The following is a 15,127-nucleotide window of genomic DNA, read 5'->3' on the forward strand; positions in this document are numbered from 1 at the left end:
CTCCGCCATGATCGAGATTGCCCGTACCGAACTGATCCAGATCTTCCGCAACAGGCTGGTCCTGGTGACCGGACTGATCATCCCGGTCGCCTTCAGCGTGTACGTCGTCCACCAGCGCGAGACGTTCCTCGACCTGGGAAGCCTCGGCTACGTCGCGGCGATCATGATGTTCGTCGTGATGGCCCTCGGGCTCTACACCACGGCGGTGACCACGCTGGCCTCCCGCCGGCAGGACCTCTTCCTCAAGCGGCTGCGGTCCACCGCTGCGAGTGACGTGAACATCCTGGCCGGGCTCCTCGCCCCGCTGACGGTCGTGGCCCTCCTGCAGGTCGGCGCGATGCTGGCCGTGCTCGGCGTGGTCGCCACCAGCCCGGTCCACACCTGGCTGCTCGTGGTGGCCGTCCTGGCCACCACGTCGATGATGGTCGCTCTTGCGCTGGCCACCGCGGGGCTCACGAATTCGCCCGAGCACGCCCAGGTGACCACGCTGCCGGTCACTCTCGCGGTGATTGCGGTAGCGAGCTGGGTCGGGATCACCGGTACGGAGAACCTCGCCCAGCTCAAACGACTGCTGCCGGGAGGGTCGGCCACCGAGCTGGTCGTCAATGCATGGGAGGGCGGTGTCCCTCTCGACCAGTCCCTGTTGCTCCTGATCCCGACCGTGGGCTGGGTCGCTGCCGCCGTCGCGCTGGCCACGCGGTTCTTCCAGTGGGAGCCACGCCGATGAGGCCGACGTCGCTGCTGGGCGGGCGCTACGAGCTGGGTGACGTCATCGGTCGTGGCGGGATGGCGGTGGTCCATGCGGGTCGCGACCTCCGCTCGGGCCGTCGGGTCGCGATCAAGGTGCTCCACCGGCACCTCGCCAAGGACCCCCTGTTCCGATCCAGGTTCCGGCGCGAGGCGCAGACGATGGTCGGCCTGTGCCACCCCGCCATCGTCTGCATCTTCGACACGGGAACCGACGTGATCGAGGACGGCTCCCACGCAACCGTGCGCGTCCCGTTCATCGTCATGGAGCATGTCGACGGGCAGACCCTGCGCGACGTGTTGCGGCTCGGGGAGCTCACGCTCGCCAGTGCGGTCCAGTATCAGCTCGGCGTGCTCTCGGCACTCGAGTTCAGTCACAGCGCCGGCGTCGTCCACTGCGACATCAAACCGGCCAACGTGATGATCACGTCCGAAGGGGCCGTCAAGCTCGTCGACTTCGGGATCGCGCGCGCCAGCGGTGACCTGGCACCGATGATCACCCAGGCGCAGGCCGTGCTGGGCACGCCGTCGTACCTCTCACCGGAGCAGGCGCTCGGTGAGACGGCGGACATCAGCAGCGACATCTACTCTGCGGGCTGCCTGCTCTACGAGCTGCTGACCGGACGGCCTCCCTTCGTCGGTGACCCGATCTCGGTCGCCTACCAACACGTCCATGAGCAACCTGCGCCGGCCAGCACCGATGTCGCCCGGCTCGACGCCGTGCTCGCCACAGCTCTCGCCAAGTCCCGGACCGATCGGTTCCGGAGCGCGCGGGCCTTCAGCGAGGCCCTGGGGTCCGCGGCCGAAGGCATCGTCCGCGGCCCACGCACAGCACCAGCCATGAGCGGCCACGCCGAGGTGGCCGCAGTCGACTGCTGACCGACAGCAGATCAACGAGAGAGGGAAGACGATCATGGGACTCATCACTGTGGGGGACGAGAGCGGCACGCCGGTCGAGCTCTACTACGAGGATCAGGGCGGGGGACAACCCGTGGTCCTCATCCACGGCTATCCGCTGAGCGGGCACAGCTGGGAGCGCCAGACGCGCACGCTGCTCTCTGCCGGATACCGCGTCATCACCTACGACCGGCGCGGCTTCGGCCAGTCCTCGAAGGTCGGCACGGGTTATGACTACGACACGTTCGCCGCAGACCTGGACGTCCTGCTGCGGACGCTCGACCTGCGCGACGTCATCCTCGTCGGCTTCTCGATGGGTACAGGAGAGCTGGCCCGTTACGTCTCGACGTACGGGCCCGAGCGGGTGGCGCGGCTCGCCTTCCTCGCCTCGCTGGAGCCCTTCCTTCTCGCCGGTGATGACAACCCCGAGGGAGTGCCGCAGGAGATCTTCAGCGGGATCGAGGCCGCGGCGAAGGCTGACCGCTATGCCTGGTTCACCCAGTTCTTCGCTGACTTCTACAACCTCGACGAGAACCTCGGGACCCGGATCAGCCAGGATGCGGTGACTGGCAGCTGGAACGTCGCGATCTCCAGTGCTCCGGTCGCTGCCCACGCCGTCGTTCCGTCCTGGCTCGAGGACTTCCGGCCGGACATCGAGGCGGTCCGTGCGAGCGGCAAGCCGGTCTTGATCCTGCACGGCACCGCGGACAACATCCTGCCGATCGATGCCACGGCGCGTCGGTTCCGTCAGCTCCTCCCGGACGCCCGGTACACCGAGATCGAGGGTGCGCCGCACGGGCTGCTCTGGACGCACGCCGACGACGTGAATGACGCGCTGCTCGCCTTCTCGGCGGACCGATGAGCGCCGTCGAGAGCATCGTCACCCGTGGCGACCTGATCACCGGCCTCTACGTCCTGATCGATGCGCCGTGACCGCCTCAACCACCACTACCAGGAGGACGCACACATGACAGCCATCCAGGTTCTCCCGGACCCGTCCCGCCTGCGCTACCAGGCGAGCATCGACGGTGAGGTCGCAGGCTTTGTCGAGTACATCGTGACCGATGAGCTGATCGTCTTCACGCACACCGAGGTCCACCCACGGTTCGAGGGCAAGGGCGTCGGCTCGGCGATCGCCCGGTTCGCGCTGGACGACGTCCGTGTCACCTCGTGTACGGCGTCCCTGATCCGGCGAAGGAAAAGTAGATGATCACGACACTCAAGGACAAGCGCGGTGCGACCATGACGGTCGAGCTGGAGATCGACACCCCGGTCAGCTCGTACACGGTGAGCCCGGAGGGCGAACCGGCTGTGGGACGTGCCGACTTCATCGATTCCCCCGGGACCAGCCATGACCGGATCTTCTTCCACACCGAGGTGGACGACGAGTTCAGTGGACGAGGCCTGGCGGGGTTGCTGGTCCGGGCGGCGCTCGACGACAGCATCCGCAGCAAGGTCACCGTCGTGCCGGTGTGTCCGGTCTTCGCGCGGCACCTGAGGACGCACGGCAGCGAGTTCACCGCGAGAGGCGGAGTGTTCCGCAGACCGACCCCTGCCGACATCGCCGCGGTCACCCGGGCTGCACGAGGCGAAGCATGACGGAGGAGGCCCGATGCGACCCATCATTCCCGACTACCTGACCGATGCGCTCGCTGATGTCGAGTCGGACGTCTCGGGAGAGCTGGCGGCATACATACCCGAGCTCGCGGGAGCAGACCCTGATCGCCTCGGTGCCGTCTTCGCCACTCTGGACGGCACGATCTACGGCGCCGGCGACATCGACCACGAGTTCACGATCCAATCGATCTCCAAACCGTTCACGTACGCGCTTGCGCTGGCTGATCGCGGTTTCCATCCGGTGCTCGACAAGGTCGGCGTCGAGCCGTCGGGGGAGGCCTTCAACCAGATCTCCCTCGAACGTGGGAGTGGGCGCCCGCTCAATCCGATGATCAACGCCGGCGCGATCACCGCGCACTCCTTGGCCGGCCCGCCAGGGCTGGATCCGGCAGGGCGGGTCGAGCGAGTGATCGACGGCTTGTCCGCGTTCGCCGGCCGACGGCTGGCGATCGACGAGGCGGTGTGCGCGTCCGAGATGAGGCACGCGCACCGCAACCTTGCCATCGCGCACATGCTCCGCAGCTACGACATCCTCACCGAGGACCCCACGGCCGTCGTCGAGGGCTACGTCCGGCAGTGCTCCGTGCTCGTCACGGTGCGGGACCTGGCCGTCATGGCCGCGACGCTTGCCAACGGCGGGGTGAATCCGCTCTCGGGTGAGCAGGTGGTCCATCGACCGGTCGTGCGTCAGGTGCTCAGCGTCATGGCCACCTGCGGAATGTACGACGCCGCAGGGGACTGGGCGACACACGTCGGCATCCCGGCGAAGAGCGGCGTGGCTGGCGGGCTCATCGGCGCATTGCCCGGACAGATCGGCATCGCCACGTTCTCACCACGGCTGGACGCGCATGGCAACAGCGTGCGGGGGGTGTCCTTGTTCGAACAGTTCTCGTCCGATGCGGGCCTGCACGTGATGGAGGTGCCGGAGTCTGCGCCCTCGGTCGTGCGATCGAACCGCGTCGATGGCGACCGATCGGATGCCGTCCGGGTGATCCAGCTGCAAGGGGGAATCCGCTTCGCCGGCGCCGAACGAATCGTCCGTGAAGCTGCTGGCGTGTTCCCCGAGACCAGGGTGGCTCTGGATCTCACCATGGTCTACTCGATCGACGACGTGGCACGACGCATGCTGCTCGAGGTCACGCGTCGGCTCACCCTGGACGGCCACGACGTCTACCTGGTGGACCCGGAATCGATCGTGCCGGATCCCGATCCCGGCGATGGCGGCCGAGTCACCGTCGTCGAAGACCTTCACCACGTGCCTCTCGCCCTCTAGAAGTCTCCGTCGTGTCGCTGAAGCCGTCTTGCCCCAGCTCGCCGTCCTCAAGTGGGACGATGGCGACGTGACGAACTCCTCGCGCCCGACGATCTACGACGTGGCGGCTCGTGCTGGGGTGTCCAAGTCCTTGGTCTCGTTGGTCCTGCGCGAGCCCGGCACCGTGAGTGAACGCCGGCGGCGCGCGGTCCTGGAGGCGATCGACGAGCTCGGGTACCGACCGAGCTCGGCGGCCGCGTCGCTGGCGGGGACACGCACCAGGACGATCGGCATGGTCGTGGAGGACTTCGCCAACCTGTGGTTCGTCGATCTGCTGCAGGGCCTGCGCGAAGTGCTGAAGCCTGAAGGGCTGCAGGTGTTGATGGGGGACAGGCAGATGACGATGTCCCCCGGTCGCGACGCGATCGACGCGTTCGTGTCGATGCGCGTGGAGGGGCTGGTGCTCGCCCTGGATCCGCCGGACGTGCTGACCGGACTGCACGGGATCCCCGCCGTCGTCGCCGGCGAGCGTGGACGGCATCCTCGCGGTGTTGCCAAGGTGGCCAACGACGATCGCTCGGGGGCGAGGCTCGCCACCAGGCACCTCATCGAGCTCGGGCACACCCGCATCGCGCACGTCACCGGCGAAGGGGGCGCGGCGCAGGTCCGGCGCGAGGCGTACGAGGCCACGATGACCGAAGCGGGTCTCGAGCCAGTGGTCGTCGGGCACGGCAACCCCACCAACGACGAGGCCGCGACCGTGGCGACGCGCGAGCTGCTCGCCGCACGCCGCGACGTGACCGCGATCTTCGCCGCCAACGACGCGATGGGGCTGGGGTGCATGGGTGCTCTGCGCGAGGTGGGTCTGTCGGTGCCGGACGACGTCTCGATCGTGGGGTACGACAACTCGCTGATCGCCCAGGCCGCGTACCTCGACATGACCACGGTCGACGACCGGAGCCTGGACGTCGGACGTGAGACCGCCCGGGTTCTCCTCGACCGGATCGGGGGAGCCACGACGGAGGCGTCCACGCTGCTGCTCACCCCGTCGCTGATCGTGCGGTCGACGACTCGTCCAGCCGCCAGGTAGCAGCTCTCACTTGGCAGGGGTTGACGTGTCCTGCATCACAGCGTACGTTTTGGAGCGCTCCAGAGTTGCGCCGAATGTCTAGACAAAGGTCGGACCGGGATCGGCAGGCTCACTGACTAGAGACGAGTGATGATGAAGAAGATCGCGATGATCGGTGCAGTCGCCGCAGGGATGCTGGCGGTGACCGCGTGCAGCGGCACCGGCAAGAGCGAGGGCCCCGCCAACTCCAAGGACCTCGACCTGACCTACGCAGTCGTGACGCACGCGCCGCCCGGCGACGCGTTCTGGGACCGGGTCAAGTCCGGCGCCGAGCGGGCCGCGGACGACTACGGGCTCACGATGACGTACTCCGGTGACCCGGATCCTGCCGAGCAGTCCAACCTCATCGACAGCGCCGTCGCGGACGGGGTCGACGGGCTCGTGGTCTCGATGGCCAACCCCGACGGCGTCAAGAGCAGCGTCGAGAAGGCTGTCGCGGCGGGCATCCCCGTGGTGACCGTGAACGCCGGGCAGGACCAGTCGAGAGCCTTCGGAGCCATCACCCACGTGGGACAGTCCGAGACCCTCGCGGGCGAGGCGGTCGGCGCTCGGATGAAGAAGGACGGCTTCTCGAACGCCGTCTGCGTCATCCAGGTCGCAGGTGCCGTCAACCTCGAGGAGCGGTGCGCCGCTGCCAAGGGCGCGATGGGCGGCACGATGAAGAACCTCCAGGTCGACGGCACGGACGACAGCCAGGTCACCACGACGATCACCACGCGGCTGCAGAGCGACAAGAACATCGACGTCATCCTCACGCTCGGCGGCCAGCAGGCCATCGACGCCGTGGCAGCGGTCAAGGACGCAGGCAGTGACGCGAAGGTCGTCACGTTCGACCTGTCCGAGGACGTCCTGGCGGGCATCGAGGCCGGCGAGATCCAGTGGGCTGTCGACCAGCAGCCGTTCGTGCAGGGGTTCGAGGGCATCTCGGTCCTGTATCTCAAGAGCGTCAACGGCAATGACCTCGGTGGCGGCCAGCCGATCTACTCCGGGCCCGCCTTCGTCGACTCCTCGAACGCCAAGGCCATCGCGAAGTACGCCGCCAACGGCACCCGATAGACCGGCGCGCACCCGCGACCTCGACGCCACCAGAGAAGGAGAACGACCGGTGACCACGCAGCAGGACGTCTCGAGCGTCGTCTACGACCCGTTCAGTGTCGCGTTCCAGGAAGACCCGTTCCCGGTCTACGAACGCCTGCGGGAGGACGCCCCCGTCTACCGCAGCGAGAAGTGGGGCTTCTGGGCACTGTCGCGGTACGACGACGTCCGCGCCGCGCTGCTGGATCCGGAGACGTTCAAGAACCATCCGGGCATCGACCTCGACGCGACGAACGACCAGGGCGGCGAGGGCAACATCCCCAACCTGGACAACCCACGCCACGACGAGATCCGCAACGTGGTCCAGCGACTGTTCATGCCGCGCAGCATCGCCCGGCTCGAGGACGCCGTCCGGCGCATCACCCGCCGGACGGTTGACGGCTTCGCCCATCGCGGGACGGCCGATCTGGCTCAGGAGCTGTCGTGGCCACTGCCCTACGAGGTGTTCTTCGACTTCCTCGGTCTGCCCGACGGAGACGACCGTGAACAGCTCATCACCTGGTCCCACGGTTTGAAGGACCGGGTCCCGGACGACGACACACTCACGCCGTTGGCCATCCACTCCACCGTCAGCTCACGCGAGTACATCGCCGACCTGCTCATGCAACGCCGCGTCCATCCGAGGAACGACCTGCTGACCCACGTCGTGCAGGCGGAGATCAACGGGATCCCGCTCGCCGAGCCGGAGATCGAGCAGGCCTCAGAGATCGTCGGACTGGTGTTCGGCCTGTACCTCGCCGGCATCGAGACCACCGCGGGCTTGCTGTCGACACTGTTCCAGGAGCTCGCTGCGCGCCCCGACCAGCAACGCGCCCTGCGCGAGGACCCGAGCCTGATCCGCAACGCGGTCGAGGAAGGGCTCCGGTTCCGGACGCCGTTGCAGCTGACGGTGCGGACCGCGACCCGCGACGTCGAGCTGCACGGCGTGACCATCCCGGCCGGTGACCGCGTGGCGATGGTGATCGGCGCCGCCAACCACGACCCGCGGCAGTACGAGCGCGCGGGCGAGTTCGACGCACTGCGACCCAACGTCCGCCACCTCGGCTTCGGCGAGGGCCTGCACGGATGCCTGGGCAACCCGCTCGCACGGCTGGAAGCGCGAGTCGCGCTGGAGGAGGTGCTGCCCCGCCTGGGGGAGTACCGCATCTCCGGCCGGGTCGAGCGCTACCCGTCCACGCCCAACATGGCGGTGCTCGACCATCTCGACATCGAGTTCGACCCGGCGCACGCCTCCGCGGCGCAGTCGTCCGTGCCGAGCGCGGATCATCGGCACGCTCCGACCTCCCTGCCGATGGTGGTCGAGGAGCGGGTCGAGGTCTCCGACCAGGTGGTGGCCCTGACCCTGACGTCGAGGGACGGCTCGGACCTGCCGCCATGGCAACCCGGCGCGCACGTCGACCTCGTCCTCGGGGACGGCCTGGTGCGGCAGTACTCGCTCAGCGGGGATCCGGCCGATCGCTCCTGCTACCGCGTCGGGATCCTCCACGAGCCCGACGGGCGCGGAGGCTCGACGTTCGTGCACACCAGTCTGCGTGACGGCAGCCGGGTGGAGGTCCGCGGGCCGCGCAACCACTTCGCGCTCGAGGAGTCGCCGCAGTACGTCTTCATCGCCGGCGGCATCGGCATCACGCCCATCCTGCCGATGGTCGCCCAGGCCGAGGCCGCGGGCGCGGACTGGACACTCGTGTACGGCGGGCGGACCCGGGCGACCATGGCCTTCCTGGACGAGCTCGCTGCGTACGGCGACCGGGTCGTCCTGTGGCCCCAGGACGAGCGTGGCCACATCGATCTGGACTCGCTGCTGGGTGAACCGCGCGCCGACACCCTCGTGTACGTGTGTGGGCCCTCCCCGTTGCTGGACGCCGTCGAGGAGCGCTGCCGGGCGTGGCCGGAGAACGCCCTGCACCTGGAGCGGTTCGCTGCCAAGCCCGTGGGTGCTCCCGCGCTGGACGAACCGTTCGAGGTCGAGCTGTCACGGTCCGGACGAGTGCTCAGCGTCCCCACGGACCGCAGCGTCGTGGAGGTGCTGGACGACGCGGGCGTCGTCGTGCTGACCTCGTGCGGTGAAGGGACGTGCGGGACCTGCGAGACGCAGGTGCTGGACGGCGTGCCGGACCACCGCGACTCCGTCCTGACGCCGGCGGAGCAGCGGCGCAACGACTGCATGATGGTCTGCGTCTCCCGCTCCTGCTCGCCACGACTGGTCCTGGACCTGTGAAGGTCTCCATCGGCGCCGGGGAACGTGAATGGACTGAGCTGTTCCCTCGGGGCACCTCGAGCCCTGCGTGGATGCACTCCGGGATCGCGGTGACCGACAGCGGCGAGGTGGTCGTGGCTTCACCCGAGGGGGACGCGATGGTCTTCCTCGATCGTGACGGCGCGGAGCTGCGCCGGGTGGCGACACCCACCACGGACCTGCACGGCATCGTGCGCGACGTCATCGACGGCCGCGACGTCTTCTGGCTCGTCGACCACGGCCACAAGTACGTCCCGGCCAGCCCGGCGTACGTCGACCACCGGGTGCAGGGGCGACTCGTTGCCGTGACTCCCGACGGAGACGTCGTCCACGAGCTTCACGCACCTGCCCACCCGGCGTACGCGCACACGGGCTGGAGCCCGACGGCCCTCGCGGTCGAGGGCGAGGACGGACGGATCTGGGTCGCCGACGGATACGGCGCTTCCCTGGTCCACGCCTACGCCCCGGACGGGTCCTGGCTGATGACCGTCGACGGAGCCGACTCCGGCACGGCCTTCGACTGTCCGCACGGCATCGTCGTGGACCAGCGCGGCCCTGAGCCGGTCCTTGTCGTGGCGGACCGGGCCAACCAGCGACTCGTCGAGCTGGGGCTCGACGGACGCACCCGCAGGGTGCTCGCCGCCGACCAGGTCTGGAGCCCATCGGGGCTCGCGATCGACGACGACCTGCTGCTGGTCACCGAGCTGTGGGGTGACCTGGTGGTGCTCGACCGCGACGGCGCGGTCGTCGACCGGGTCGCCGAACAGCCCGCGGAGCCCGAGCGTCCCGGTTGGCCCAACGCGATGGCCGACGGAGCCATGGTCCGGCCCGACGTGCGTCCCGGAGCGCTCAACAGCCCCCACGGCGTCGCAGTCGACCCGACGGATCGCTCCTGGGTGCTCACCGAGTGGTTCATCGGAGGTCGCGTCGTGCGCCTCTCGCCTCGAAGGACAGGTGCCGGCGGAACAGGTTGACCCACGCTCGGCGTGGTGAGGCGGCGACTAGTCTTCGAACATGTCCGAGCCGCCGCCGTTCAGCCCGACCATCGCACTCCTGACGGTGGCGCGGGTGTGGGACGCTGCGCTTGCCGACGAGCTCAAGGCGTTGGGACTCACGAGCCGCAAGTACGGCCTTCTCGGACACATTCGCGGCACGCCGGGCATCTCGTTCAGCGAGCTCGCGCGCCGGTCCCGGATCACGGTGCAGAGCGTCCACACGGCCGTGGCGGGGTTCGTGCAGAACGGTCTCGTCGACGACGACACCGCCCACGCCGGGTCCGCGTCGGCCCTGCGGGTGACCGCTGAGGGCGAGGCGCTGCTGGCGCAGGCAGCGAAGGTCGTCGACGACATCGACGGCCGGTTCGCCGATCAGCACCCCGGTCTGGTCGACGCCTTGCGGGCGCACATGGCGGAGGTGTTCGCCGCACGTCCATAACCTTCAGGTAGGCTGAAGGTTATGGAATCGTTCTTGCTGTCCGTGCACGTGGTGGCGGGCATCCTCTTCGTCGGCCCTGTGGCCGTCGCGGCCAGTCTCTTTCCGCGGTATGCCCCCACGGCCGATGCTCCGGCGGGTCGCCCCGCGATCAGGGACGCGGGCACGGCGCGCGTGCTGCACCGCATCACCCGCAGCTACGCCGCGATGGCGCTCATCGTGCCGGTCGTCGGACTTGTCCTGGCCATGGTTCAGGGCCGGACGACCGAGGTGTGGGTCGTGGTGGCGATGGTGCTGACTGCTGTCGCGGGAGGCCTGCTCGCGCTGCAGGTCGTCCCGGCACAGTCCTCCGCCCTCGATCGTCCTGATGACGGCTCCCAGCTGCGGCGGCTCAGCATGATGGCCGGCGTCTTCAACCTGCTGTGGGTCGCGGTGGTCGTGCTCATGATCGTGCGACCCGGATCGGTGCAGGTGTGAGACCGCTGCTGCGGACGCTGAGCGTCCTGTCGGTCCTCGAGCTGATCAGTGTCGTGGTCCTGCTCGGGAACGCGGTGACGGTGCACGACCGGGCGGTCACGAGCGCGCTCGGGCCGATCCACGGCGCCCTGTACCTCGCAGTGGCCGTCACCGCCCTGCTCGGACGTGGCCTCGGCACCAGGACGCGCGTTCTCGCGCTGATCCCGTTGCTGAGTGGTCCCCTCACGATGCGCCAGGTGTGGCGAGAGGCACAGGCGGTCCCGTCGGAGAACACCACATCTGGGTAGTTACAAGACTGTTGTTTCCAGATAGAGTGGTCGACGCAGCTGGTTCGGCTCCTCAGCCAGGGGAGTCGTGGCAACAGGGAACCCGGTGTGAATCCGGGACTGCCCCGCAGCGGTAAGTGGGAACGACCTTCGTCATCAAGCACTTGGCCCTCCAGACAACTCTGTGGCCTGGGAAGCGACGAACAGTAGGCGGCGGTGCTCCGGCACCTCCTGGCCCATGAGTCCGAAGACCTGCCAGTGCCGCACCGTCCAGACGACGGTGTGGGTCCGCGACCTCGTGGGAAGGTCAGGGGATCTGGGTCGCTGTGTCGTCCCGTCTCCGTCACCCCTGAGCTCGGATTGCGTCCACGCACCAGTTCACGAGGGGTGAACCGCATGACCATCACTGTCATCAAGCGCGACGGAACGCGCGCACCGTACGACGGCTACGAGATCGCCAGGTCCATCGAGGAGGCGAGCGCCGGGCTCGACGACCAGGTCGCCCGCGTCACGCAGCTGCAGTCCGAGCTCGAGATCACGCTGTTCGACGGCATCACGAGCGAAGAGCTCGACGAAGCCGTCGTGCAGGTCGCCCTGCAGAACGTCAAGGACGACCCGGCCTTCGACACGATCGCCTCACGGCTGCTGGTCAAGACCCTCTACAAGAAGGTCTTCGGCGAGGGCGTCACCCGCGACGAGGTCTACGCCTTCCACGGCCCGGCGTTCGTCGCCTCAGTCCTGAGGGGCGTCGAGCTGCAGCTGCTCGACCCACGCCTGGCCGAGCTGTTCGACCTCGAGGTGCTGGGCGCCGCGCTCGACCCCGACCGCGACGACCTCGTCCGCTACATCGGCGCGCAGACCATGCGTACCCGCTACATGATCTGCGAGCCCGACGGGACGCCGCTGGAGGTGCCGCAGTTCTTCTGGATGCGGGTCGCGATGGGCCTGTCGCTCAACGAGGACGATCCGACCTCTGCTGCCGTCGGGTTCTACGACAAGATGTCGCGCCTCGAGTACCTGGCGGCCGGCTCGACGCTGGTCAACGCCGGGACGGCGTACAGCCAGCTCTCCAACTGCTTCGTGATGCAGATGGAGGACGACATCGAGCACATCGCCAAGAGCGTCCGCGACGTCATGTGGCTGACCAAGGGCACCGGTGGCATCGGCATGTCGGTCAGCAAGCTGCGGGCCGAGGGATCGCCCATCCGCAGCAACAACACCGCCTCGACCGGTCCCATCCCGTTCATGCACACGATCGACTCGACGCTGCGCGCCATCAGCCGCGGGGGCAAGAAGTTCGGCGCGTTGTGCTTCTACATGGAGAACTGGCACCTCGACTTCGCCCAGTTTCTCGACCTGCGTGCCAACTCCGGCGACCCGTACCGACGCACCCGCACCGCCAACACCGCGGTGTGGATCAGCGACGACTTCATGAAGCGCGTGCAGGACGACCAGGACTGGTACCTGTTCGACCCGCTCGACGTTCCCGACCTCGTCGAGCTGTACGGCGCGGCCTTCTCGGCCCGCTACGCCGAGTACGCCGCGATGGCCGACGCGGGACAGCTGCGGCACAAGAAGATGCGCGCCCGTGAGCAGTTTCGCGCGATTATGGTCTCGCTGCAGGCCAGCTCGCACCCGTGGCTGACGTGGAAGGACACCATCAACACGCGGGCGCTGAACCACAACACCGGCACGATCCACCTGTCCAACCTGTGCACCGAGATCACGCTGCCGCAGGACCGCGACAACGTCGCCGTCTGCAACCTCGCCTCGATCAACCTGTCCCGTCACGTCACCGGGCGCCGCCAGCAGGCCCGCGTCGACTGGAAGCGGCTGGCAGAGTCGACCCGCCTGGCCGTCCGTCAGCTCGACAACCTCATCGACATCACGATCTCGTCGGTGCCCGAGTCGGAGCACTCCAACGAGCTCAACCGCGCCCTCGGCCTCGGCGTCATGGGCTTCACGGACGTCGTCGAGCGCTTCGGCTACTCCTACGAGTCCGAGCAGTCGTACGAGCTGATCGACCAGGTGATGGAGTTCATCAGCTGGCACGCGATCGACGCGTCGGCCGACCTGGGCCGCGAGCGCGGCGCCTACCCGAACTTCGAGGGATCGCGCTGGAGCCAGGGCATGGTGCCGATCGACTCCCTCGACCTGCTGGAGGCCGACCGCGGCGTGCGGGTCGACGTCGACCGCACCACGCGCCTCGACTGGGACGCTCTGCGTGGCAAGGTCCAGGCGGGCATCCGCAACTCCACCCTGATGGCGATCGCGCCGACCGCGTCCATCGGGCTGGTAGCCGGGACGACGCCGGGCCTCGACCCACAGTTCAGCCAGATCTTCAGCCGGGCCACCAGCTCGGGCAAGTTCTTGGAGGTCAACCGGAACCTGGTCGACGACCTGCGGGCGCTAGGCCTGTGGGAGAGCGTCCGTGAGGACCTGCTGCGGCACCAGGGCGACCTGTCGAAGGTCGACGGGGTGCCGGCCGAGCTGCAGGAGATCTACCGCACGAGCTTCCAGCTCTCGCCGTACGCGTTCGTCAACGTCGCCGCCCGCGCGCAGAAGTGGATCGACCAGGCCATCAGCCGCAACATCTACCTGCAGAGCCGTGACGTCGGCGAGATGGTCGAGCTCTACGCCGCGGCGTGGCGCATGGGCGTCAAGACGACGTACTACCTGCACATGATGCCGCGGCACACCGCCGAGCAGAGCACCGTCAAGGTCAACAAGGCTGCGGCCTCGACGCCGGCCGGGGGAGCGGCCCGAAGGGGCTTCGGCGCGGTCGGCACCGCTGTCGCCACCGCCCCCGCTCCCGCCGTCGTCCCTCCAGAGGTCGTCGAGCTCGAGCAGGTGGACGTCGTCGACGGTGCCGCCTGCCCTGTAGACCCGCAGGAGCGACTGAACTGCGAGTCGTGCCAGTGAGCCGCGGCATCCTGGGCACTGGCATCGAGGAGGGCCTGCTGCTCAAGCCCGTCACCTACCAGTGGGCCATGGACCTGTACGACCAGGCCGTCGCCAACACCTGGTTTCCCAACGAGATCCAGCTCGGTGAGGACCTGGCCGACTTCGAGCGCATGAGCGATGAGGAATGTCACGCGCTGACGTTCCTGATGAGCTACTTCAACCCCAACGAGCTGCTCGTCAACAAGGCGCTGGCGTTCGGCGTCTACCCGTACGTCAACGCGGCCGAGTGCCACCTCTATCTCGCCAAGCAGATGTGGGAGGAGGCCAACCACTGCATGAGCTTCGAGTACGTCCTGGAGACGTTCCCGATCGACCGTGAGGCCGCGTACGACTCCCACGTCACGGTGCCCTCGATGGCGGCCAAGGAGGAGTTCGAGGTCCGCTACATCAAGCGGATGACCGAGCAGACACTCGACATCACGACGACCGAGGGCAAGCAGGACTTCGTCCGCAACCTCGTGGCGTACAACGTCATCTTGGAGGGCATCTGGTTCTACTCCGGCTTCATGGTCGCGCTGAGCTTCCGGCAGCGGAACCTGCTGCGCAACTTCGGCTCGCTCGTCGACTGGATCGTGCGGGACGAGAGCCTGCACCTGAAGTTCGGCATCAACCTGATCCTCACGGTGCTGGACGAGAACCCGGACGTCGCGACCGAGGAGTTCGCCGCCGAGATCCAGCAGATGATCCTCGACGCCGTCGACATGGAGGAGGCGTACAACCGCGATCTCCTGCCCAGCGGCATCCTCGGGCTCAACGCCGACTACATCAACCAGTACGTCCGCTACCTCGCCGACCGGCGCCTCGAGGAGCTGGGCTTCGGTCCGCACTACAACGTCGCCAACCCGGCCAAGTGGATGGCCACGGCCAACGACACGCTGCAGCTCGTCAACTTCTTCGAGTCGACCAACACCTCGTACGAGGTGAATGCGAAGCAGGGCTGAGTCGTGAGGGGCGAGTGCGGCCGGACCATCGACCCGGCTGGCTCAGTCGCGTCAGATGGGGTGTCGGTGGTCACG

At 68.0% G+C, this 15,127-nt stretch carries 15 protein-coding genes and 1 riboswitch; all 15 genes read left to right on the top strand.

Features of this window, described 5'->3' with window-relative positions; translation table 11 throughout:
• Window positions 1–7: 7 nt before the first annotated feature.
• The 15 genes from GEV26_RS08245 (at window position 8) to GEV26_RS08315 (ending at window position 15,052) form a co-directional block, all read left to right on the top strand.
• The gene (locus GEV26_RS08245) at window positions 8–727 is read left to right on the top strand and encodes an ABC transporter permease (protein WP_153652620.1); all 720 of its coding nucleotides are present in this window, start codon (window positions 8–10) and stop codon (window positions 725–727) included.
• Window positions 724–1,626 (top strand): protein kinase domain-containing protein, encoded by a 903-nt coding sequence (locus tag GEV26_RS08250; RefSeq protein ID WP_153652621.1) that lies wholly within the window; start codon window positions 724–726, stop codon window positions 1,624–1,626. Before GEV26_RS08245 ends, GEV26_RS08250 begins: the two co-directional genes overlap by 4 nt.
• A gap of 34 nt (window positions 1,627–1,660) precedes the next feature.
• Entirely contained in the window at window positions 1,661–2,506 is an 846-nt protein-coding gene (locus GEV26_RS08255; RefSeq protein WP_153652622.1) for an alpha/beta fold hydrolase, read from the top strand.
• A gap of 105 nt (window positions 2,507–2,611) precedes the next feature.
• Window positions 2,612–2,854, top strand: a complete 243-nt coding sequence (locus tag GEV26_RS08260) for a GNAT family N-acetyltransferase (RefSeq protein WP_153652623.1) — start codon at window positions 2,612–2,614, stop codon at window positions 2,852–2,854.
• Window positions 2,851–3,243 carry a GNAT family N-acetyltransferase gene (locus GEV26_RS08265; RefSeq protein ID WP_153652624.1) on the top strand — a complete coding sequence of 131 codons (393 nt, stop codon included), beginning with the start codon at window positions 2,851–2,853 and terminating at the stop codon, window positions 3,241–3,243. The genes GEV26_RS08260 and GEV26_RS08265 overlap by 4 nt, the downstream gene beginning before the upstream one ends.
• A 13-nt stretch (window positions 3,244–3,256) precedes the next feature.
• Complete coding sequence (locus GEV26_RS08270; RefSeq protein ID WP_153652625.1) at window positions 3,257–4,534, top strand: glutaminase; 1,278 nt, start codon at window positions 3,257–3,259, stop codon at window positions 4,532–4,534.
• A gap of 67 nt (window positions 4,535–4,601) precedes the next feature.
• Complete coding sequence (locus GEV26_RS08275) at window positions 4,602–5,603, top strand: LacI family DNA-binding transcriptional regulator (protein WP_208431042.1); 1,002 nt, start codon at window positions 4,602–4,604, stop codon at window positions 5,601–5,603.
• A gap of 129 nt (window positions 5,604–5,732) precedes the next feature.
• On the top strand, window positions 5,733–6,698 hold the full coding sequence (locus GEV26_RS08280) for a substrate-binding domain-containing protein (RefSeq protein WP_228765148.1): 966 nt from the start codon (window positions 5,733–5,735) through the stop codon (window positions 6,696–6,698).
• A gap of 49 nt (window positions 6,699–6,747) precedes the next feature.
• Entirely contained in the window at window positions 6,748–8,955 is a 2,208-nt protein-coding gene (locus tag GEV26_RS08285; protein ID WP_208431043.1) for a cytochrome P450, read from the top strand.
• Between the two features lie 71 nt (window positions 8,956–9,026).
• The gene (locus tag GEV26_RS08290) at window positions 9,027–9,947 is read left to right on the top strand and encodes an NHL repeat-containing protein (RefSeq protein WP_153652628.1); all 921 of its coding nucleotides are present in this window, start codon (window positions 9,027–9,029) and stop codon (window positions 9,945–9,947) included.
• 40 nt (window positions 9,948–9,987) lie between these two features.
• Entirely contained in the window at window positions 9,988–10,407 is a 420-nt protein-coding gene (locus GEV26_RS08295; RefSeq protein WP_153652629.1) for a MarR family winged helix-turn-helix transcriptional regulator, read from the top strand.
• A gap of 21 nt (window positions 10,408–10,428) precedes the next feature.
• Window positions 10,429–10,881, top strand: a complete 453-nt coding sequence (locus GEV26_RS08300) for a hypothetical protein (protein WP_153652630.1) — start codon at window positions 10,429–10,431, stop codon at window positions 10,879–10,881.
• Window positions 10,878–11,168 carry a DUF3817 domain-containing protein gene (locus GEV26_RS08305; protein WP_153652631.1) on the top strand — a complete coding sequence of 97 codons (291 nt, stop codon included), beginning with the start codon at window positions 10,878–10,880 and terminating at the stop codon, window positions 11,166–11,168. Before GEV26_RS08300 ends, GEV26_RS08305 begins: the two co-directional genes overlap by 4 nt.
• A gap of 22 nt (window positions 11,169–11,190) precedes the next feature.
• Window positions 11,191–11,421: riboswitch (cobalamin riboswitch) on the top strand.
• A gap of 122 nt (window positions 11,422–11,543) precedes the next feature.
• On the top strand, window positions 11,544–14,069 hold the full coding sequence (locus tag GEV26_RS08310) for a ribonucleoside-diphosphate reductase subunit alpha (RefSeq protein WP_153652632.1): 2,526 nt from the start codon (window positions 11,544–11,546) through the stop codon (window positions 14,067–14,069).
• Window positions 14,066–15,052 (top strand): ribonucleotide-diphosphate reductase subunit beta, encoded by a 987-nt coding sequence (locus tag GEV26_RS08315; RefSeq protein ID WP_153655021.1) that lies wholly within the window; start codon window positions 14,066–14,068, stop codon window positions 15,050–15,052. Before GEV26_RS08310 ends, GEV26_RS08315 begins: the two co-directional genes overlap by 4 nt.
• The last annotated feature ends 75 nt before the right edge of the window (window positions 15,053–15,127 follow it).

This window comes from Aeromicrobium yanjiei (assembly GCF_009649075.1).
GTDB classification, from domain to species: Bacteria; Actinomycetota; Actinomycetes; order Propionibacteriales; family Nocardioidaceae; genus Aeromicrobium; species Aeromicrobium yanjiei.

What these genes read in the sequence shown, in the direction of transcription:
- GEV26_RS08295 (WP_153652629.1), top strand. Translation starts at nt 9,988, where the DNA reads ATGTCCGAGCCGCCGCCGTTCAGCCCGACCATCGCACTCCTGACGGTG.
- GEV26_RS08310 (WP_153652632.1), top strand. Translation starts at nt 11,544, where the DNA reads ATGACCATCACTGTCATCAAGCGCGACGGAACGCGCGCACCGTACGAC.
- GEV26_RS08265 (WP_153652624.1), top strand. Translation starts at nt 2,851, where the DNA reads ATGATCACGACACTCAAGGACAAGCGCGGTGCGACCATGACGGTCGAG.
- GEV26_RS08245 (WP_153652620.1), top strand. Translation starts at nt 8, where the DNA reads ATGATCGAGATTGCCCGTACCGAACTGATCCAGATCTTCCGCAACAGG.
- GEV26_RS08290 (WP_153652628.1), top strand. Translation starts at nt 9,027, where the DNA reads ATGCACTCCGGGATCGCGGTGACCGACAGCGGCGAGGTGGTCGTGGCT.
- GEV26_RS08300 (WP_153652630.1), top strand. Translation starts at nt 10,429, where the DNA reads ATGGAATCGTTCTTGCTGTCCGTGCACGTGGTGGCGGGCATCCTCTTC.
- GEV26_RS08270 (WP_153652625.1), top strand. Translation starts at nt 3,257, where the DNA reads ATGCGACCCATCATTCCCGACTACCTGACCGATGCGCTCGCTGATGTC.
- GEV26_RS08280 (WP_228765148.1), top strand. Translation starts at nt 5,733, where the DNA reads ATGATGAAGAAGATCGCGATGATCGGTGCAGTCGCCGCAGGGATGCTG.
- GEV26_RS08260 (WP_153652623.1), top strand. Translation starts at nt 2,612, where the DNA reads ATGACAGCCATCCAGGTTCTCCCGGACCCGTCCCGCCTGCGCTACCAG.
- GEV26_RS08250 (WP_153652621.1), top strand. Translation starts at nt 724, where the DNA reads ATGAGGCCGACGTCGCTGCTGGGCGGGCGCTACGAGCTGGGTGACGTC.
- GEV26_RS08255 (WP_153652622.1), top strand. Translation starts at nt 1,661, where the DNA reads ATGGGACTCATCACTGTGGGGGACGAGAGCGGCACGCCGGTCGAGCTC.